This is a genomic window from Pseudomonas sp. LBUM1641, from assembly GCF_059716235.1.
This window is the reverse complement of sequence record NZ_CP166815.1, coordinates 2,580,399-2,599,618: the sequence shown is the minus strand read 5'-3', so window position 1 is coordinate 2,599,618 and position 19,220 is coordinate 2,580,399. Positions and strand designations below refer to the sequence as shown.

The 19,220-nt window shown below is 63.8% G+C and carries 15 protein-coding genes; 3 read left to right on the top strand and 12 right to left on the bottom strand.

The features are described 5' to 3' along the window. The first annotated feature begins 578 nt into the window (after window positions 1-578). The 3 genes from ACA046_RS11960 (at window position 579) to ACA046_RS11950 (ending at window position 6,595) form a co-directional block, all read left to right on the top strand. Window positions 579-3,404 (top strand): ATP-binding protein, encoded by a 2,826-nt coding sequence (locus ACA046_RS11960; protein ID WP_497676602.1) that lies wholly within the window; start codon window positions 579-581, stop codon window positions 3,402-3,404. 1,164 nt (window positions 3,405-4,568) lie between these two features. Next, complete coding sequence (locus ACA046_RS11955; RefSeq protein WP_497676601.1) at window positions 4,569-5,906, top strand: MFS transporter; 1,338 nt, start codon at window positions 4,569-4,571, stop codon at window positions 5,904-5,906. A 26-nt stretch (window positions 5,907-5,932) separates the two neighbouring features. Next, window positions 5,933-6,595: an RraA family protein gene (locus ACA046_RS11950; RefSeq protein ID WP_497676600.1), complete on the top strand. Its 663-nt coding sequence runs from the start codon at window positions 5,933-5,935 to the stop codon at window positions 6,593-6,595. 8 nt (window positions 6,596-6,603) lie between these two features. Here ACA046_RS11950 and gspD read toward each other — a convergent pair whose 3' ends face one another. From gspD to ACA046_RS11890, 12 genes are all read right to left on the bottom strand, one after another. Continuing rightward, window positions 6,604-8,835: a type II secretion system secretin GspD gene (gene gspD / locus ACA046_RS11945; RefSeq protein ID WP_497676599.1), complete on the bottom strand. Its 2,232-nt coding sequence runs from the start codon at window positions 8,833-8,835 to the stop codon at window positions 6,604-6,606. Then, on the bottom strand, window positions 8,832-9,356 hold the full coding sequence (locus tag ACA046_RS11940; protein ID WP_497676598.1) for a type II secretion system protein, XpsN-like: 525 nt from the start codon (window positions 9,354-9,356) through the stop codon (window positions 8,832-8,834). Before ACA046_RS11940 ends, gspD begins: the two co-directional genes overlap by 4 nt. Beyond that, window positions 9,353-9,964, bottom strand: a complete 612-nt coding sequence (gene gspM, locus ACA046_RS11935) for a type II secretion system protein GspM (protein ID WP_497676597.1) — start codon at window positions 9,962-9,964, stop codon at window positions 9,353-9,355. Before gspM ends, ACA046_RS11940 begins: the two co-directional genes overlap by 4 nt. After that, on the bottom strand, window positions 9,939-10,979 hold the full coding sequence (locus tag ACA046_RS11930; protein WP_497676596.1) for a PilN domain-containing protein: 1,041 nt from the start codon (window positions 10,977-10,979) through the stop codon (window positions 9,939-9,941). The genes gspM and ACA046_RS11930 overlap by 26 nt, the downstream gene beginning before the upstream one ends. Beyond that, window positions 10,976-11,701 (bottom strand): type II secretion system minor pseudopilin GspK, encoded by a 726-nt coding sequence (locus ACA046_RS11925; protein WP_497676595.1) that lies wholly within the window; start codon window positions 11,699-11,701, stop codon window positions 10,976-10,978. Before ACA046_RS11925 ends, ACA046_RS11930 begins: the two co-directional genes overlap by 4 nt. Next, the gene (locus tag ACA046_RS11920; RefSeq protein WP_459027894.1) at window positions 11,698-12,324 is read right to left on the bottom strand and encodes a prepilin-type N-terminal cleavage/methylation domain-containing protein; all 627 of its coding nucleotides are present in this window, start codon (window positions 12,322-12,324) and stop codon (window positions 11,698-11,700) included. The genes ACA046_RS11925 and ACA046_RS11920 overlap by 4 nt, the downstream gene beginning before the upstream one ends. After that, window positions 12,321-12,689: a prepilin-type N-terminal cleavage/methylation domain-containing protein gene (locus tag ACA046_RS11915; RefSeq protein ID WP_459027892.1), complete on the bottom strand. Its 369-nt coding sequence runs from the start codon at window positions 12,687-12,689 to the stop codon at window positions 12,321-12,323. Before ACA046_RS11915 ends, ACA046_RS11920 begins: the two co-directional genes overlap by 4 nt. Next, entirely contained in the window at window positions 12,686-13,117 is a 432-nt protein-coding gene (locus ACA046_RS11910) for a GspH/FimT family pseudopilin (RefSeq protein WP_459027890.1), read from the bottom strand. Before ACA046_RS11910 ends, ACA046_RS11915 begins: the two co-directional genes overlap by 4 nt. Beyond that, on the bottom strand, window positions 13,117-13,542 hold the full coding sequence (gene gspG, locus ACA046_RS11905) for a type II secretion system major pseudopilin GspG (RefSeq protein ID WP_497676594.1): 426 nt from the start codon (window positions 13,540-13,542) through the stop codon (window positions 13,117-13,119). Before gspG ends, ACA046_RS11910 begins: the two co-directional genes overlap by 1 nt. Before the next feature lie 20 nt (window positions 13,543-13,562). Beyond that, window positions 13,563-14,765: a type II secretion system inner membrane protein GspF gene (gspF, locus tag ACA046_RS11900; RefSeq protein WP_497676593.1), complete on the bottom strand. Its 1,203-nt coding sequence runs from the start codon at window positions 14,763-14,765 to the stop codon at window positions 13,563-13,565. Next, window positions 14,762-16,486, bottom strand: coding sequence for a type II secretion system ATPase GspE (gene gspE / locus ACA046_RS11895; RefSeq protein WP_497677071.1), 1,725 nt, complete (start codon window positions 16,484-16,486; stop codon window positions 14,762-14,764). Before gspE ends, gspF begins: the two co-directional genes overlap by 4 nt. Before the next feature lie 340 nt (window positions 16,487-16,826). After that, on the bottom strand, window positions 16,827-19,217 hold the full coding sequence (locus ACA046_RS11890) for a TonB-dependent siderophore receptor (RefSeq protein ID WP_497676592.1): 2,391 nt from the start codon (window positions 19,215-19,217) through the stop codon (window positions 16,827-16,829). Window positions 19,218-19,220 lie beyond the last annotated feature (3 nt).

Here is a 19,220-nt window from a genome sequence, read left to right as displayed (position 1 = left end):
CTAATCATGCCGCTGTATCAGATGGGTGCTGATACACAGTCTGATACACAGCCAAAATTGTGGCGAGCGGGCTTGCCCCGCGTTGGGCTGCGAAGCAGCCCCAATAAGGGATCACCGCGCATCTACAGACAAACCAAGACAGTCGATTTCAGGGCCGCTTCGCGCCCCAACGCGGGGCAAGCCCGCTCGCCACAGCCACCGCCGTTTTATTCGGCATCCCGAACGACACAATTAGAAATATTCGCCTTTCCGAACAGTCCTCTCCGACCGCCTCCGACGACCTCAGAAATCCCCATAAATTTCATACGGTTGTTGTCATCTTCGTTACATGCCAACTGGCATACATTCTGCTACATCAGGTTTTCTAGTAATAAAATGTTTCTGAATTGAAACAGTCTCATCGCCTGAAACCCAACGGCGCCGCGCCCTATAACAATGTCCATGCCCCAAAGGAGGGCGGCAATTCTCACCTTTTTGATCGACTTCAACTCTCCAAGCCTGCTGCCGCACGTAAGCACCCAAAAGGGCGAATGGCCTGATCGCCAATAACAAGCCCGACTACAAAAAAGGACAAATTGATGAGTTCGAGCAAATACCCCGCAGTGTCCTTCACGGACCTCGTCCCCCAGGCCCCGGACCACACCGAGAACGCAATCGGTTTTGGCCCCTTTCTCTTGTTGGCGCGCCAGCATGTATTGCTGCGCAACGGCGAGCCGGTGACCCTCGGCAGCCGCGCCTTGTACTTGCTGATCGCTCTCGCCAGCCGGGCTGGCGAGTTGCTGGAAAAGTCCGAACTGATCTCCTTCGCCTGGCCCAAGGTGGTGGTGGAGGAATGCAACCTGCGCGCACAGATCGTTGCGCTGCGCCGGGCGCTGGGGGATGACGGCAACTTCAGCTATATCGTCACCGTGCCGGGCCGTGGTTACCGGTTTGTCGCGCCGGTGACGATGCAGGCGGTGAGTGAAGGCGCTATGACCCAGGCCCTGCTGCCCGCCCCGACCGTAGAGGCACCGAACCTGCAACCGGCGCCCACCACGGTGATTGGCCGCGAACAACTGATCCTGAGCCTCGCTGACCAGCTTCTAAGCCAGCGCTTCGTGACCATCACCGGCCCCGGCGGCATCGGCAAGACCACCGTCGCCCTGGCCGTGGCGCAACTGCTGCAGGGCCGCTTTCACCAGGGCATGTGCTTCGTCGACCTGGCCCCCGCCACCAGCGGCCAATGGGTGGCCGGCATGCTCGCCAACGCGCTGGGCATTCAAAGCGTGAGTGACGACCCCTTGCAAAGCGTGGCCTCGATGCTCGCCAACAGCCCGTTGCTGCTGGTGCTCGACAACTGCGAGCACGTGCTGCAAGCCACCGCCGACGCCGTCGAAGTGCTGCTGCGCTGCGCGCCCCAGTGTTGCGTGCTGACCACCAGCCGCGAACCGCTGCGGGCCGAAGGCGAACGGGTGCACGACCTCGCACCGCTGCTGGTGCCGGACGAAGACTTAAGCTTGAGTGCCGAGCAAGCCATGACGTGGTCCGGCATCGCGTTGTTCATCGAACGGGTCAAGGCCCTCGACCCGAGCTTCGTGTTCAAGGACTCCGATGTCGCCGCTGCCAGCGCCATCTGCCGCAAGCTCGACAGTAACGCCCTGGCCATCGAAATCGCGGCGGCGCGGGTGCGCACCTTCGGCATCCAGGACCTGGTGGGTTTGCTCGACGGCAGTTTCCGCCTGCAAATGACCGGCCGGCGCACCGCCCTCGCCCGCCATCGTTCACTGAGCGCAACCCTGGACTGGACCTACTCGATGCTCACCGGCGACGAGCAGGCCATGTTGCGTCAACTGGCGGTGTTCACCGGTTCCTTCACCCTGGACGCGGTCAAGGCCATGACCGCCAGCAGCACCCTCGACGCCCGCAATGCCCTGCCCTTGCTGGAAAGCCTGATGGACAAGTCGCTGCTGATCGCCGGTGAATCGCAGTTGCTCAAGCGCTACCGCCTGCTGGAAACCACCCGCGCCTACGCTTTGGAGAAACTCAACGAACACGGCGAAGCCGACGCCACCCGCCGGCGTCATGCACGGTATGCCCTCGGGGTTTTGCAGGAAGCCGGGCAGACCCTCGACAGCCTTTCTCCCGAGACCTGGGTTGGCCTCTACGGCCCGGAAATCAACACCATCCGCGCCGCACTGGAGTGGGCTTTTTCAGCCTCGGGCGACCTGCCCACCGGCATCGAACTGACCCTGGGCGGCGTGCCGTTGTGGCTGCGCCTGTCGCTGGTCAGCGAGTGCCGTACCTGGGTCGACAAAGGCCTGGCCAGCGCCGACACCACCCCGCTGCCGCTGCGCCAGCGCATGCTATTGCAAACGGCCTTGGCCAGCGTGCTGATGCTCACCTACGGCACCGGCGGGCCGATGCGCGAAGCCTGGCGCCAAGTGCGCGAAGACGCCCGCGACCTGGGCGATGCCGAGCACAAACTGCGGGCGCTGTGGGGCCTGTGGAGTGACCGCTGCGGCTGCAACCAGTACGCCGAAGCGCTGGAACTGGCCGAGCGCTACATCAGCCTGAGCAACAGCGGCAACCAACAGCTGCTGGGTAAACGCATGCGCGCGGTGGCGTTGTTTCACATGGGCGACCTGGCCGGTGCCCGGCAGAATATCGACGAGGCGCTGGGTTCACCGTCGGCGCCGCGCTCGCACATTATCGACGTGCATTTCGACCAGCGCATCGCCGCTCGCTGCCTCAAGGCGAAGGTGCAGTTGCTGGAAGGCGATGTTGATCCGGCGCTGCGCCTGATCGGCAGTTGCGTCGATGAAGCCATCACCCTCGATCACCCCGCGACCCTCTGGTACACCCTGTGCCTGGGGGCGATTCCCCTGGCGCTGTTGGCGTCCAACCTGCCCAAGGTGCGTTATTACCTGGGCTTGCTGCAGAGCAGCACCACCCAACAAGACCTGCATATCTGGCGCCAGTTTCGGTTGTGTTTCGAGAGTATTTTGCTGATTCGCCAGGGCTCGCCTGAGGAAGGTGTGCCGCTGTTGGGTGAGGCGTTGCATCACTTGAGTGGGCAGGGAGACAGCCAGCTGTATAGTTTGCTGCGCTGCGAATACGCCTTGGGCCTGGCGCGGCTGGGGCTGGAGAAGCTGGCGCTGGAGGTGTTGGAAGACACCTTGCAATTGGCGCTGGGGCGGCATGAGCACTGGTTCGTGCCGCAGATGTTGCGGATCAAGGCGCAGTTGATCTTGCGTCAGGCTCAGTATGGGTCGGTGGACAAGGCCAAGGTGTTGCTGCGCCAGGCATGGGTGGATGCGCAGTTGGCCGGGGCGCACTTTTGGCGGGCGCAGATTGCCAGTGACCTTGCCAGGTTGCAGGAGCCGAAGATGCGGATTGCTTCGTTGCCCCGGTTTCAGCATCGGTAGGCGACCGTTATTCGGTATGCACTTGAGTGTTCTGGGGTGCGGGTAATGTTATGGGGCAGGATTTCTGATCGGGTCGGGTACATATCCGTTTCTTCGGTAACGGCCGCTATTGGTTCCGCTCTTACAGCGGCTCACTTTTGAAAAGCGCAAAAGTAAGCAAAACGCTCTTGCCCCACCACTCGGCACCTCGCTTGGGCTCGGTGTGCCCGCACTCCGGCAGCACGAAGCGGGCCGCCGCGACGGGGCGTCCCTGCCCCGTCGCGGCTAAACCGGCGTCCTGCCGGTTTACCCGCTCCGTACTGCCTGCGTTCGGCCAGCGTGGTTTAACGGGGCGCCTAAGATCAAGATCACAAGCAGATCAAGGGCACAGCGGCCTACCGGCCGGCTTGAGTGTGGTGAAGCAACAGCAACAGCGAAATCAGAAGCTAAAGCGGGCACGGTCCAAATGTGGGAGCGGGCTTGCTCGCGAAGGTCGTTAACGATGACGTGGGTATTCTGGATGAACGCGGCGTTCTCAGGTTTTTCGCGAGCAAGCCCGCTCCCACAGAAAAGCAGCCCTGCTTTCGCTCTGGATCTTGCCTCTGCTTCTCACACTCAAGCCGGCCGGTAGGCCGCTGTGCTCTGGCTTTTGATCTGCTTGTGATTTTGATCTGCGGGCCCCGTCAACCACGATGGCCGCAAGTAGGCACGGTGGAGCGGGTAAATCGGCAGGGAAGCCGATTTAGCCGCGCCGGGCCATGGATGGCCCGTCGCGGCGGCCCGCGGAACCGGGCCGGAGTGCGGGCATGCCGAGCCTAAACGAGGCACCGAGTGGTGGGGCAAAGACCTTTTGGTTACTTTTGGCTGGGCCGGCATTCCGGGCGTTTGCCAAAAGTGACCCGCTGTAAGAGCGGAACCCTAAGTAGCCGTGACCGCAGAAACGGATATGTACTCAAAACCGGCCCGCTAGCCAGACTCGACAAACTGATCCACGTGCGGCTCGCCAGCGGATGATCCGCCAGCAGCGCCAGGCATGCGAGGCAATCCGCAACTTCTGCAGCCACCTGCTGACCGAAGAAAAAAAGTGATGAATTCACATAGATAAATATCGCTAATGGTGGCGTTCGGCCCTTCTTAAGATTAAGGCCGAACAGGACAACACTCACAACAACAAGGTCCGCCCCTATGTCTATGCCTGAAGTCATAAAACCCGCTGTGCGCAGCCAATACCGCTGGGTGGTTGCGGCGCTGATTTTCCTGATCTACACCGTGGCCGCCGCCGACCGGGCCAACCTCGGTGTGGCGCTGCCGTTTATTCGCCAGGAATTTGAAATGAGCAACGCCCAGGCCGGCGGCCTGGTCAGCCTGTTCCTGCTGGCTTATGCGTTGGCCCAACTGCCTTCGGGCTTTGCCTTCGGACGCTTTGGCGTCAGCCGGATCCTGCCGGGTGCCATGGTGCTGACCTCGCTGTTGACCGGGCTGGTGGGCACCGCCAGCTCACTGCTGGCGCTGAAACTCTATCGCCTGGGCCTGGGCATCGCCGAAGGCCCGCTGCCCATCAGCATGACCACCACCATCAACAACTGGTTTCCGGCACGGGAAAAAGGCACCGCGTCGGGGATCTTTCTGTCGGCCGTGAAGTTCGGACCGGTGATCGTGCCGCCACTGTGCGCCGTGATCATTTCGGTATGGGGCTGGCGCGAGATTTTCTACTTCTTTGCGATCCCGGGCATCGTGCTGGCGGTGGTCTGGTACTTCCTGGTCACTGACCATCCGTCCCGCAGCCGCTTCGTCAACCCGGCCGAACTGCAGTACATCGTCGAAGACACGGCAGTCAGCCAGACCGCCCGCTTACACAAGACGCCGGCCTGGGTTGAGAAGCTCGACCGGGTGATCCGCACCCGCGATGAAAAGCCCCTGGAAACCAACCGCCAGGTGTTCAAGTCCTGGAACATCTGGGGTTGCGCCACCAGCTACTGCTTCCAGCTCGGCGTCTCCAGCGTGTTGCTGGCGTGGATTCCCACCTACCTGATGACCGTCAAGCAGTTCTCGATCATGAACATGGGCCTGGTCTCGGCGGCCCCTTGGGTCGGCGCAGTGCTGGGCAACCTGCTGGGCGGCTGGTGCTCCGACCGCCTGATGGGCGGGCGCCGTAAGCCGGGCATGTTGCTGTCGGCCGTCGGCACCTCGCTGATGATGTACCTGCTGATCAATTCACCGGCCGAGCCCCTGCCCTACGGCTTGCTGCTGATGCTGACCGGCGTGGTGCTGAGCCTCGGTTTCTCTTCCTACATGGTCTACCCGATGGGCCTGACCACCAAGAAGACCTTCCCGATCTCCAACGCCATCGTGAACATGATCGGCCAGTTGGGCGCCGCCGCCACGCCCTTCATCACCGGCCTGCTGCTGGACAACTACGGCTGGAACTACGTGTTCGCCTGGCTGGCGATCGGCTCGTTCATCAGCTTCATCGTCTTGCTGACCATTGCCGAGCCGCGCCCGGCCTCCAGCCAACCGACCTGATTTGTCACCACCACGAGGAGTTACCCATGTCGCCCCAAGACCAAGAACTGGTTGCCCTGTTTGCAGGCCTGGACACCCCGGGCGTGTCCGACGCCCTGGACAAACTCGGCCGGCCCGGCCAGTGCCTGGGGATCATGCCCCTGGACAACTATCGCCAGGTGGTGGTCGGCCCGGCCTTCACCGTGCGCTACGTCAGCGCCAGCACTCCGCCGGGCACCGTAGGCGACTTTATCGATGACGTGGCCGAAGGCGATGTGGTGGTGATCGACAACGACGGGCGTACCGACTGCACCGTATGGGGCGACATCATGACCCAATACGCCGGCAGCCAGCGGATCGCCGCGACCGTGATCGATGGTGTTTGCCGCGACGTGAGCAAGGCGCTGGGCGACGGCTACCCGCTGTTCACCAAGGGCCGGTTCATGCGCACCGGCAAGGACCGGGTTGAAGTGGAAGCGGTAAACCAGCCGGTGTCCATCGGCCAGGCCCGGGTGTGCGCCCGGGATATCGTGGTCGCCGATGCCAATGGCGTGGTGATCGTGCCGCGTGAGCGGGCCTATGAAGTAGCGGCGCGCGCGCGCTCGATCGAGGCGGTGGAAGCGCGCATTCGGGCGTTGCTCAATGAAGGCAAATCGCTGCGCGAAGCCCGGGCAGCGCTGGGCTATCACACCCTGCAACGCAAGGGCTGACACGTCCTTCAGTTCGCCGGCCGCAACAGCTGCATCTGCTGGCGATAGTCATCCGTCACCTGCCGCGCCTGGCCGCTGCTTGTAATCACCCTCGGTGTGATCAGCACGATCAGTTCGGTGCGATCCTTGGACTTGCTGGTGTTACCAAACAACCAGCGCAGCCCGGGGATTTTCCCCAGGTACGGCACGGCGCTGACACTCTCGGCGTTGTCCTGCTTGATCAGCCCGCCGAGCAACACGGTCTGGCCGCTTTGCACCGCCACCTGGGTGGACACCGAGCGTGTGGAGATACGCGGGTTGTTGGGCGTGTCGCTGCTGTTGGTGGTCTGGTTCTCGGCGTCGCTGACCTGTTGCTGGATGTCCATGTACACCAGGCCGCCCGGGTTGATGCGCGGCACCACGTCGAGGATCACCCCGGTCTGCACGTATTCGACGCTGCTCAAGGTGCTGTCGGAATTGCCGGTGTTGACCGTGGTCTGGCTGATGGGGATGTTGTCGCCCACCTGGATCTGCGCCGGCTGGTTGTTCATCACCACCAGCGACGGCGCCGACAGCACCTGGGTGCGGCCATTGGTTTCCAGGGCATGCAAGGCCACTTGCAGGTTGGAGCTGACGAAGGAATAGAACAGCGAATCCGCGCCCAATCCCACCCCGCCACCGCCCAGCGCGCCCTGGCTGCCAGGAGTATTGGCCACCGTGGTGCTGGTGGAATTGCCCGCCAGGCGGCCCAGGTACCATTGCACCCCGAGGTCCAGTTCGCCGGTGAGTTTGACTTCGAGGATGCGCGTCTCGATCTGCACTTGCAGCGGCGGGTTGTCGAGGCGCTTGATCGCCGATTCGATCTCCTTCCACTGCACCGGTCGGGTGCGTACCAGCAACTGGTTACTGCTTTTTTGCGCGGTGATCCGGGTACCGGCGTCGAGGCTTTTGGCGGCAGTACCGTCGGCGGTGCCCTGCTCTGCGCTTTCACTGTCTTCGTTGGCGCTCGGGGCCTGATCCTCGTCGTCGCCGGCCTGCTGGTTGTTGCTGATGCCCGCGCTATTGCCGCTGTTGTTCAGGCCACCCGAGGTGCCGCCGCTGGTGTTGAGTGAGGACAAGGTCGCCGTGCGCAAACCCGGCGCCACCTTGGCCGGCGTATCGTCCTTGATCGCGCCGGTGCCGTAGATCTGCCGCAGGTACTTGGCGAGGTCTGTGGCCTTCATGTTGCGCACGTCATAGACGTACATTTGCGGCTCGTTGCCGCCGCCTTCGTCGATCGTATGAATCCAGTCACCGACTTCGCTGAGGTACTGCGGCTGGGACGAGATCGCCACCACCGAATTGGTCCGCTCGATCGGCAAGAAGCGCACCATGCCCGCCAGGGGCATGCCGCTTTCGGGGCCGAACATCTTTTGCAGCTCGGGCATCAACTCCGCGACCGAGGCCCGCTGCAAACCGAACACCCCGACCGACATGCCTTTGAGCCAATCGACGTCGAAGGTGTCGATGGTGTCCTGGTAGTTGGCCAACTCATCCGGCGTACCGGCCAGGCTCAGCACATTGCGCGCCGGGTCCACCAGCAGGAACGCGTTTTCCCGGGCGAACGGTTTGAGCAGTTTCTGCATTTCCGTGGCCGAGATATAGCGCAACGGAAACAGCCGCGCCGAGAGCCCGCTGGAGGGTTGCGACACGCTCATCTCCGGCACCAGCTTGCCCGCTACCGCCTGGTTGGCCGGCAGGATCACGTAGCGCTGGCCCTGGCGGATCATCGCGTTATCGGTCCAGGACAGCAGGGTTTCGAGGATCGACAACGCCTGCTGCTTGTTCACCGGTTTTGAGGTGGAAAAGCTCACGTTGCCTTTCACGCCCTGGGCGATGCTGTAGTTCTCGTGCAACAGGTCGCCCATGACGCTGTTGATCACCGCTTCAATCGGCTGGTCGGCGAAGTTGAACACGATGTCGCCACTGGCTTCATCCTTGACCACCGGCGCCGGGGCGGGCTGACGCACGAACTGCTGGTTGCCGCGAATCAACTGGCGCTGGGGCGGCGTGGGCGCCTGGGGTTGGCGACTGTCGACCGCAGGCGACTCGCTGGCCGGGTCCACGGGCGGCCGTTGCGAACCGGTGCCCTGCATCGCCTCGTGGAGCAAGGCATCGTCCGGGTCGAGGTGATCGGGGAATGACCCACAGCCGCCCAGGGAGACGGCGGTGGCCAGGCAAAACACGGTGGTGCGCAAGGCGCCAGGGCAAGTATCGATCAAGGGGCGGGCTCGTGAGGAAGGGAAATCGGCGGCGTGGTGGACGGCGGCGGCAAACGCGGAACGCTGAGGCTCAGGGTTTGCGTGCGGCTGTCCAGCACAAAACGGGCGTGCAGCGGTGTCAGGTGTTCCAGGCGCCAACCGTTGGGCAGGGTCTGGCCTTGATGGACTTTGAGTGGCAGGCCTTCCGCGGGCTTGAGCAACGCTACGCGCAGGTCGCCTTCGAGCAGCACGCCGGTCAGCTTCAGGCTCGACAGGCTGGAAATCTCGGCCTGGCCCACGGCGGCATCGGGGCTGCGGTCGGGGCTGAACAGCGGCGCCTGCCAGGTGCCGGCGAGGCTTTCCAGGGTCGCACTCGGGGCCACGTGAACCTTGGCCGAAGCATTGGCGCGCGCGGCGGAGGCAGGCTCATCCAGCCACTGCGGCGCATCGCCGATGCTGCTCAAGATGCCCACCATCAGCAGGCCCAGCAGCCCGGCTACACCGAGCAATCCCCACTCCAGCGGGCGCAATGAATTGATCATCGCCGGGCCTGCGTAGCGGCTGCCGGTTGCAGATAACCGCGCACCAACAGGTGCACCACCAGCTTTCCGGCACCGCCGCTGGTGGGAGCATTCGGGGCCCGGCGGATGCTCATTTCATCCACGAACAGGAACGGTCGCTGGTACTCCAGTTCATGCAGGATCGCGGTCAGGGGTTCGATGGCGCAGTTGAGGGTCAGGCTGACTTGCACCTGGCGATAGGGCTCGGTGTCGTCCTGCTCCGGGGTGATGGGCATGCGCTGGGTCAGGCTGCAACCGCCGCCGAGGCTGGCGCGGCTGCTGATCAGGTCGGCGATGCGTTGCATCAGGTCCGCCGCCACGGCGCTGGGGTCATCTCCCGGCAACAGGCTGGTGCTGCTGGCCGGGTCCTGGCGGGCTTGCTCCAGTTGCTCGCGCAAGGCGGCGCCCTGGTGCAACAGGCCGGCATAGCGTTGCTGTTGTTCGCGCAGCTGTTCGGCTTGCTCGCCCATGGCGCGCAACGGCCCGGCAAACCAGCTGTCGATCAGCAGCCAGTAACCGCTGCCGAGCACCAGCGCCAGGACCAGCAAGGCCGCGCCGCGACGTTCACGGGGTGTCAGTGGTCGGCGCATCGGCGGCCTCCTGGTGCAAGTGGGCACGCAGGGAAAACTGATCCTTGCCGGTTTGCGCATCGGGCTGGATCACCCCTTCGAACTGGGCGTTTTCCAGGCTGTGACAGGCCTTGATCCGGGTGATCAAGGCGCTGGCCTTGGCGCTCTGTCCTGAGAAGGAAACGTCGGCGCCGTTGTTGACTTCCAACTGGTCGATCCAGGTGTCGGCGGGCAGGCACGCGGTCAGCTCATTCAGCAGCGCGGCCAACGGCGGTTGTGCCGATTTGCGGCGAATCAGGTATTGCGCGGCGCCACGGGTGTTGAGCAGTTGCTGGCGCAGGCTCTGGATCTCGGCAACCTGGGCTTTTTGCTGCTGCACCTGCGCATGCATCACGTCGAGCACCCGCTGGCGGTCGTTGAGCCACAGCAGCATCGCGGCAATCAGCAAGGCGCCGCACAGCCACGGCAAGCTGCGTTGCAAACCCTTCCCGGCCGGGCGCTGGCGCGGACGCAATGGCGCCGGCAGCAGGTCGATACCCATCAGCCCGACCCCGTCGGCCACATCCACGGCATGGGGCTGCAAGCCGAGGGCCGCGCATTCATCAAGCATCCGGTCAAGGCGCTCGCGCAGGATCGCCACCAGTGTGACCTGCAAGTGCGTGGGTGTACGGCGCTCCTGGCGCACGACGAAGTACAGCTGGGCGGCATCGAACGGGGTAAAACGGTCCAGCTCATAACCCACCACCGTCGCCAGGTTACGCGCGGCGGCCGGGGGCAATTGCACGGTTTGCACCAGCACTGCCGAGGGTGGCAGTACCAGCACCCGACGCGCCTCGCCGGTGAGCTGTTCCACGGGCGCCGTCAACGGCCAGCGGTAGACATGCTCGGGGATGTCATGCAGCGACAACCAGTCCGGCAGGCAGCCATGCAGCTCCTTGAGCCACAGCCGCCAGCCCAGTTGCAGCAGGCTGCCGCGCCAGCGTTGGGAGACAGGCTCCATCAGCAGATGCAGTCGCGCGGATAAGTGTTCATTCATTCTTGCCAACGTAGGACTCGATAAGGTTGGGCGCTGCCTTGCGCGGGGCTCAATAACACCGTGGCTTGCAACCGGGCGTGATAGCCGCCGGGCCGTTGTGCGTGACTGTCGATCACCAGCACATCACCGGGGTCGGCGCCCGTCGCGCTCTGCCGGGGCAGGTTCAACGCCTGGCGCATCAATGGGCTGGCGAAAGCAGGATCGGGCCGGTCCAGGCCACTCCACAAGCTGATTTCCGGGACCAGCCGGCTGTACAGCACCTGGGTCATGCCGGGCAATTGCCGCAGTTCTTCCACCACACGGAACGGCGGCAGGCCTTCGTTGCGCCGTACTTCCAGGTCACTGGCGAGCCGGCTGGCCTGGGCCTGGGTGGCGCCGCAAGCCAGGGCCAGGCGGACAAAGTCGGCCGCCTCGGCGCTGTTCAAATACAGCTTGCCGCGCTCGCTGTGCAGGCTCACGAGCAGCTGCGCGTCATCAAACACCAAGGGCATTTCGCGGCCGTCGGCAATCCATTGTTTGCGCTGCAACGGGTCGGCCAGAGCCTGCATGGCCAACGCCACGCCCGCCTCCGCCGCCAGCAACGCCTGGGTGTGCTGGCGATGCCACAGGGCCTGGCGCGTTTCCAGTTGCACCCAACCGGCCAGGCCGCCCAGCAGCAGGCTGAGCAATGCCAGTACCCACAGCACCAGCAACAGCGCGACGCCGCGCTGATGCCGGATCATTCCGGGCCCCCGCCCGACAGGTTCAGGCGCAACGCAACCACCTGAGTGACCCAGGGCACCGGCCCGTTGACGCGGGCAGCAATCCGCACCGCAGCGGGCAAGCGCTTGGTCCACGGCCACTCGGCGATCCAGCCGGTGGCCTGGCCTTTGGGCGACACACCGCGATAGCTGAATTGCAAGTCTTCGATATTGTTCAACAACACCTGTGGCTCACTGCGCGACGCCGGGACACTGACCTGCGCCTCGGACTCAAACCGTGCGAACGCCACCTGCAAGTCGCGCTGTGCTTCGGGGCCGGTCAATTGCAAGGTGAAGCGCTGAATCCCGCCACCGAGTACACCCGGCAGGGTCGCGACAAACTGCATGCGCTGTGGGCTGCCGGCGAAAAAACCGTCGGTCTGGCTGTCGTCCTCGGTGACGTCCAGGGGCAGCGCCTCGCTGATGGCTGTCCGCAGAAACTGCTGCGCGGCGCGCATTTCATCCAGGCTGACCGTGTAGCGCTGCGCCTTGAGCACCGCACGATTGGCTCCCAGAAGCGCGCCACCCACCAGGGCCAACAACACACCCAGCAGGCTGATCACGATCATGATTTCGAGCAAAGTGAAGCCCCGCTGCTGCTTCACTGGAGGCTCCCGTCGCGGCCGGCGCGCAGTTTCAAGGTACTGAAATGGGCGTGGCGCGGACCTTCGCTGACGGTGAGATCAAGGCGAAACAAGTATGGCTGACCGATGCGGGTGGGCTGCTGGGCGACGCGCAGTTGCCAGGCAATACCGTCGAGCTCGCCCTGGCGCACACCATTGGCCAGAGGTCCCGACGCTTCCTGGTCCAGCACGCTGACCGCCGCATGGGTCAGGCGGTCGCTGTGAGCCACCTGCAACAACGAGCGCGCGCTCTGGCCGAACGCGACCAGCAACACCGTGCTGCAGATCGCCATGAGGGTCAGTGCAGCAAGCATTTCCAGCAAGGTGAAACCCGACTGGCGATTCATGGCAACGCCTTGGACTGCACGCTGCCAGTCAGCCAGCCAATATCGATGCGCCAACGCCGCGAGCCATTGGCCAACAACAGGTTGCCGCCGGTGGAACTGCCGTCAGGGTAAAACTCCACCGCAGCGCCTGCTTGCTCGGCGGTGTGCAGGGTCACTTGCAGGTCGGCCGGCCAGTGCCTGAGCGGTCGCCCCGGCGCCTGGAAACTCAGTTGGGCCAGGTCGAATACGGTCCTGGCCGAGGTGCCGCTGACAATCGCCCGCGCCCGCGTGCTGCGCAGGGCATCGACCATCTGCCCGACGGCCTGACGCTCTTTGGCAACCCGCAGGCCTTGTTGCAGGCCAAATCCCACCAACCCGGCCGCGATGCTGATCAACACAATGACCACCAGCATCTCCAGCAGGGTAAAGCCGCGTTGGAGGGCCTGCATTATTCCCAGTTGCCCAAGTCAGCGCTGTAGCCTTCGCCGCCGGGCTGGCCATCCTGACCGTAGAAAATCAGGTCGAAGGCGCCATGTTCGCCGGGGAAGCGATAGCCGAAGGCATGGCCGAACGGATCCTTGAGGTCTGAGGGTTTGGCGTACGGCCCGGCCCAGCCGGCGGCGTTGCCGGACTTCTCGACCAGTTGCTGCAAACTCTTGGGCGGCGACCCCACATCCAGGCCGTAGCTTTCGATCTTCATGCTCAGGCTGGCCAGTTGCGCCTTGCCTGCACCGTATTTGCCCTTGTCGACGTTGCCACCTACCTGGCGCACCACGATGGTGGCGACGATGCCCAGCAACACGATCACCGCGAGCATTTCCAGCAAGGTGAAACCGCCTTGGCGGCGGGCGGATTTGAAACGGGTATGGCGCATCGGTTTGCTTCCTCGGGTTTTCATATGTTGCTGGTCAGGCTCATCAGCGGCAGCATGATCGCCAGCATGATCACCGCCACCAGCACTGCCATGACCACGGTCAGGGACGGCACCAGGGCGGCGAGCAGGCGGTCGATGCCGCGCTTGGCTTCGACGTCGAACACGTCGGCGACCTTGAGCAGCATGCTGTCCAGTTCACCGGCCTGTTCGCCAACTTCAATCATTTGCAGGGCCAGGTCCGGCAGCAGCGGCTGGCTGCCAAACGCACTGGCCAGGGTGCCGCCGCCTTTCACCGACTCGGCGGCCTGCGCGACTTGTGCCTGCAAGGCACGGTTGGTGCAGACCTGGCGGGCGATCACCAGCGCTTGCAGCAGCGCCACGCCGTTGCTCAGCAAGGTGCCAAGGGTGCGTGCCAGGCGTGCGGCTTCGACCCGCTGCAACAGCGGGCCGATAAGGCGGATGCCGAGGACGCGCCGGTCGTATGCTTCACGGTGTCGAGGGTTGCGCAGGCGTGCCGCCAGGGCCCAGACCGTCACGATCAACCCGGCGAGCACCGCCAGGCCATAGGCGCCGAGAAATTGGCCAAGGCCCAGAATTACTTCGGTGATCAGCGGGATCGGCACGCCCAGATCCTGGAAGATCGGCACGAACTGCGGCACCACGTAGGCCAGCAACAGCGCCAGGGAGCCGAGCACGCCCACCACCAGGAAGGCGGGATAGATCAAGGCATTGATCACTTCGCCCCTCAATAACTGGCTGCGCTCCAGGTAGTCACTGAGTTGGCGCAGGGTGTTCTCCAGCGCGCCGCCCGCCTCACCGGCACGGACCATGCTCAGGTACAGCGGCGAAAACTGGCTGCCCTCCTCCTCCAGTGCCGCCGACAAGGGTTTACCGGCCTTGACGTGCTCGCGGATGCGCTCGATCAACGCGCGGGTTTGCGGCTGGCCGGGTTGCTTGAGCAGGATGCCCAGCGAGCGTTCCAGCGGTTGCCCCGCGCCGAGCAGCGTGGCCAGTTGCTGGGTAAAACTGACCAGCGCCGCGCCATTCAAATGGCCGCGCCCGAAGGCGTTGCGCAGCCCTTGGGCGCTGGCGGGATCAATCTGCAACAACAGCAGCCCACGCTTGTGCAGCGCAGCGACGGCGGCGGCCTGGTCCTTGGCTTCGAGGGTGCCGTTCTGCGCGACGCCCTGACTGTCGAGGGCGCGGTATTTGAACAGGCTCACGCGCCCTCTCCACGGGTGACGCGCAGCACTTCTTCAAGGGACGTGACACCGGCCACCGCCTGGCGCAGACCTTCTTCATGCAGGGTGCGCAAGCCACCACGGCGGGCGGCTTGTTCGAGGGTCGCGGCGTCGGCCTGGCGCATCAACAAGCTGCGCAGTTCGTCATTCATCACCAGCAATTCGGTGATTGCACTGCGGCCGTGGTAACCGCCGCCCGGAGCGTCGGCGCGGGGCCGGTACAGCAGGATCGGGCGCTGGTGGGTGAAGCGGTCGAGGCCGTGTTCCTCGATCAGTTCCGGCGGGGCTTCGAACGCCTCGCGGGTCGCCGGGTCGAGGCGGCGCACCAGGCGTTGCGCGAGGATGCCATTGACGGTCGAGGCGATCAGGTAGCTCTCTACGCCCATGTCCAGCAGGCGCGTGATACTCGCCGCCGCGCTGTTGGTGTGCAGGGTCGAGAGCACCAGGTGGCCGGTCAAGGACGACTGGATGGCGATGCGGCAGGTTTCGAGGTCGCGGATTTCACCGATCATGATCACGTCCGGGTCCTGGCGCACGATGGAGCGCAGCGCCCCGGCGAAGTCCAGCCCGATGGCCGGCTTGACCTGGATCTGGTTGATGCCTTCCAGTTGGTATTCCACCGGGTCTTCGACGGTGATGATCTTGCGCTCGGCGGTATTAAGCCGCGACAGCGCGGTATAGAGCGTGGTGGTTTTACCCGAGCCGGTGGGCCCGGTGACCAGCAGGATGCCGTGGGGCCGCTCGAGCACTTCAAGGAAAGTTTCCAGGCGTTGGCCGTCGAAACCCAGGCTCTGGAAATCGAACTGCACGGTCTGGCGGTCCAGCAGGCGCATCACCACCGACTCGCCAAAACTGGTGGGCACCGTGGACACCCGCAGATCCAGCTCCTTGCCCTGGATGCGCAACATGATCCGGCCGTCCTGCGGCAGGCGGCGCTCGGCGATGTCCAGGCGCGCCATGATCTTGACCCGGGAAATCACGGCCGCCGAGGAGCTCGATGGTGGCGCTTCGGCTTCATGCAGCACACCGTCGATGCGGTAGCGCACCTTGAGCTGGTTTTCGAAGGGCTCGATATGGATGTCCGAGGCGCGGTGCTCAACGGCCCGCTGCAGGATCAGGTTGACCAGACGAATCACCGGCGCCTCGGACGCCATGTCCTTGAGGTGTTCGATGTCTTCCAGGGCGCCGCCCTGCTCGTCAAGGTTTTCGATCAGGGTGCCCATGGCCGAACGGCCCTGGCCGTAGTAACGCTCGATCAGGGTTTCGACTTCATTGCGCGGCCCGACCGCCAGCCACACCGGCACGCCGCACGCATACGCCATGGCCTGGAACGGGTACAACAGCGCCGGGTAGGCCGCCAGCACACGCACGCCGCCGTGGCTCCAGCCCACCGGCACCACCTGGTAATGACGCATGAAGCGTTCGGTCAGCGCCGGCAGCGGATCGAGCACGGGCGGTGCGGCGTCCGCCAGCAGCAACGGAGCGCCAAGCAAATCCGCCCAGGCCCGCGCCAGCTCCACTTCGGAAACCAGCCCCAGACGCGTCAGCAAGCCGAGCAGTTCAGGGTCGTCGGATTCCTGGGATAACCGTCGGGCGCGTTCCAGGTCGACGGTTTTCAAACCGGCCTGCTGCATCAGCCATGCGCACACCTGTTCGGTATCCGGAATCTGCATTCGGCAAGCATCGATGGGCGTGGACGGTATCGGTTGAGACATCTGCACCATTCTGAACAACTAGTTGAAGAGGCTGTTTCAAGGGTGCAGAAACAACAACTAGTCCCAGCGGCGCCTTGAACAAGATCAAGACCCTGCACACAAGCGATGTGCAGGACAGCCGTAGCAAATCATGGCCTTTTAGAACTACCGACCAAGGCCATTAGTTCGCCATAATTCATAAAATCTTGTTAAACACATCGACTAACATATTTACACTTAGTTCACGATCGCAAATAGCCAGCCCTTTGCAATAGCACTAATCATTGAACTTTCCGTCGTTTAATTTTGAACTACGCAAGAGTGCCACTTCCCTGTGGCGCGATAGCGGCTAGAAATCGACGGTCGCCGACAGCAGATACGTACGCGGCGTCGACAAGGTCAAACCCGGCTCGCTGTCATCCGAGGCACCGGCCGAACTCCAGTAGCGCCGATTGGCCACGTTCTCGACATTGGCCCGCAGGGTGATGTGCTTGTCGTCGACCTTGAAGGCGTAGCGTGCGCCAACATCAAGACGGGTCCAGGCGTCGATTTCCTTGACGTTGGACTGGTCCAGGTACTGCGAGCTGGAATAGATCCCGCGGCTGGTCAGGGTCAGGCCTTCAAGGGTCGGCACATCCCACTCGGCGCCGAGGTTGACGTTGTACTTCGGCGTGGCCGGCGCGCGGTTGCCGTCGAAGGTGCCGTTGGTGGTGTTGGTCAATTCGCTGTCGATGTACATCACTCCGCCCAGCAGGCGGAAGCCCTTGAGCGGTTCGCCGAACACGCTGAGTTCGACACCGTCGTTCTGGCGCTTGCCGTTGGGGCCGAAGACCCGCGTGGTGGCGTTGGTCTCGTAGGCTGGCTGCTTGATCCGGAACACCGCAGCGGTGACCGCGAACGCCCCCGCGTCGTACTTGGCACCGACTTCAACCTGGCGGCTGATAAAGGGCGGGAAGATTTCATCCTCGTTGATCGAGGTCGACGGCGCGATCTTGCCTTGGCTCAGGCCTTCCATGTAGTTGGCGTACAGCGAGAGCTTGTCGGTGGCCTTGAACAGGATGCCGCCCGACGGTGAGATTTTTTCCTCGTCGTAGGCGGTGTCGCCTTTGACGTTATCGGTCCAGTCGTCCACCTTGACCCGCTGCCAGCGCGCACCGAGGGTCAGCAGCAACCGGTCATCGAAGAAGCCCAGGGTGTCGGACAACGCCACGCCGCTGAAGCGGTTTTCGGTGTAGACCTTCGAGTCAAATCGCGTTGGCCGGCTTGGCGCAGGTGTTTCTACCGGATTGTAGAGATTGCTCGAACCTGGCGCATAGCGCGCGCCGCCGTTTTCAAAGTCCATGTAGAAGTAGCTGGCCGCCAGGTTGACCTCATGGCTGACCGGGCCGGTATGAAACCAGTTGCGCACGCCCGCCGTGGCGGTACGCACGTTTTCGTCGCGGGTGAAGTCGCGGGGCTGCACGCTGAAGTCACCGGCGTTGTTGCTCACCGATACCGCATGGCGCAGGAAGTCGTGGTTGCTTTTGCGCGCGCCGACGCCGCCATAGAGCATCACGTTGTCACTGAGGTCGAACTCACCGTTGACCGTGCCGAAGGTGTCGTTGGTGCTCGCCTTGCTCCAGGGTTGCGCGTAGTTGTGGCGAACGTCGTTGGCACTCGGCACCTTGGCGTTGGGGCCAACTTGCACACGCTCCTGGGGGGCGTCGGTGTCGCGCTCGGTGCGGCCGATGTCGGTGGAGAGTCGCAGGCGTTCACCGCGAAAATCCAGGCCCAGTACGGCCATTTCGCGATCGACACTCTGGTCGTCCCAGGCGGTGTCGCCGGACTGCTTCACGCCGTTGAAACGCAGGCCGAATTTATTGTCTTCACCAAAACGCCGGCCTATATCCACGGCTCCGCCCGCCTGGCTGTCGGAGGCCCAACTGCCGGTAAACGAGGTGATGGGCTTGTCGGTAGCGCGCTTGGGCACCACGTTGATCCCGCCGCCGACGCTGCCCCGCGGCGAGATGCCGTTGATCAATTGGCTGGGGCCTTTGACGATGTCGACGCGCTCGGCCATCTCCATGTCGATGGTGTAGGTCGGCAGCACACCGTAGAGACCGTTGTAGGCGACATCGCTGTTGAACAGGCTGAAGCCGCGAATGGTGAATTGCTCATAGCGCCCGCCCGCCGGGTTGGTGGCGCGCACCGAGGGGTCGCTGGCGATCAGGTCGCCGAGGGTGCGCGCCTGCTGGTTCTTGACCGCCTCGCTGGTGTAGGTGGTCATGCTGAACGGGGTTTCCATGAACTCCCGTGAGCCCAGCAGGCCTTGGGAGCCACGGCGTGCCACCTGGCCCCCGGCGAATGACTCGCTGCCGGCATCGCCGACGGTGCCAAGAATCGAGGTGGGTGCCAGTTGCAGGCTGCCGCCTTCCGGAATCGGGGTCAGCATGTAGGCCTGCTCGCCCATGGGTTGCAGTTGCAGGCCCGAGCCTTGCAGCAAGCGGGCAAACCCTTCTTCGACGCCGTATTCGCCGGACAACCCGCTGCTGTTACGGCCGCTGACCAGCGCCGGGCCTACCGAGAGGTTGACCCCGGCCAGGCCGGCGAAACGGGTCAGCGCGGCGCTCAGGCTGCCGGCCGGCACCTGGTAGCTGCGCCGGGACGCGCTGTCTTCGGCATAACTGATGGGGACGAACAACGGGCTGGCACTCAGGCTCAGCATCAGGCTGAAATTCAGCAGCGGGCGGATTGCGGGCATTGG

Excerpts from the sequence above, each read along its gene's own strand:
- gspG (WP_497676594.1), bottom strand. The coding sequence starts at position 13,542 with ATGCGCCATACCCGTTTCAAATCCGCCCGCCGCCAAGGCGGTTTCACC.
- ACA046_RS11930 (WP_497676596.1), bottom strand. The coding sequence starts at position 10,979 with ATGAATGAACACTTATCCGCGCGACTGCATCTGCTGATGGAGCCTGTC.
- ACA046_RS11955 (WP_497676601.1), top strand. The coding sequence starts at position 4,569 with ATGTCTATGCCTGAAGTCATAAAACCCGCTGTGCGCAGCCAATACCGC.
- ACA046_RS11940 (WP_497676598.1), bottom strand. The coding sequence starts at position 9,356 with ATGATCAATTCATTGCGCCCGCTGGAGTGGGGATTGCTCGGTGTAGCC.
- ACA046_RS11910 (WP_459027890.1), bottom strand. The coding sequence starts at position 13,117 with ATGCAGGCCCTCCAACGCGGCTTTACCCTGCTGGAGATGCTGGTGGTC.
- ACA046_RS11960 (WP_497676602.1), top strand. The coding sequence starts at position 579 with ATGAGTTCGAGCAAATACCCCGCAGTGTCCTTCACGGACCTCGTCCCC.
- ACA046_RS11915 (WP_459027892.1), bottom strand. The coding sequence starts at position 12,689 with ATGAATCGCCAGTCGGGTTTCACCTTGCTGGAAATGCTTGCTGCACTG.
- ACA046_RS11950 (WP_497676600.1), top strand. The coding sequence starts at position 5,933 with ATGTCGCCCCAAGACCAAGAACTGGTTGCCCTGTTTGCAGGCCTGGAC.
- ACA046_RS11925 (WP_497676595.1), bottom strand. The coding sequence starts at position 11,701 with ATGATCCGGCATCAGCGCGGCGTCGCGCTGTTGCTGGTGCTGTGGGTA.
- gspM (WP_497676597.1), bottom strand. The coding sequence starts at position 9,964 with ATGCGCCGACCACTGACACCCCGTGAACGTCGCGGCGCGGCCTTGCTG.
- ACA046_RS11890 (WP_497676592.1), bottom strand. The coding sequence starts at position 19,217 with ATGCCCGCAATCCGCCCGCTGCTGAATTTCAGCCTGATGCTGAGCCTG.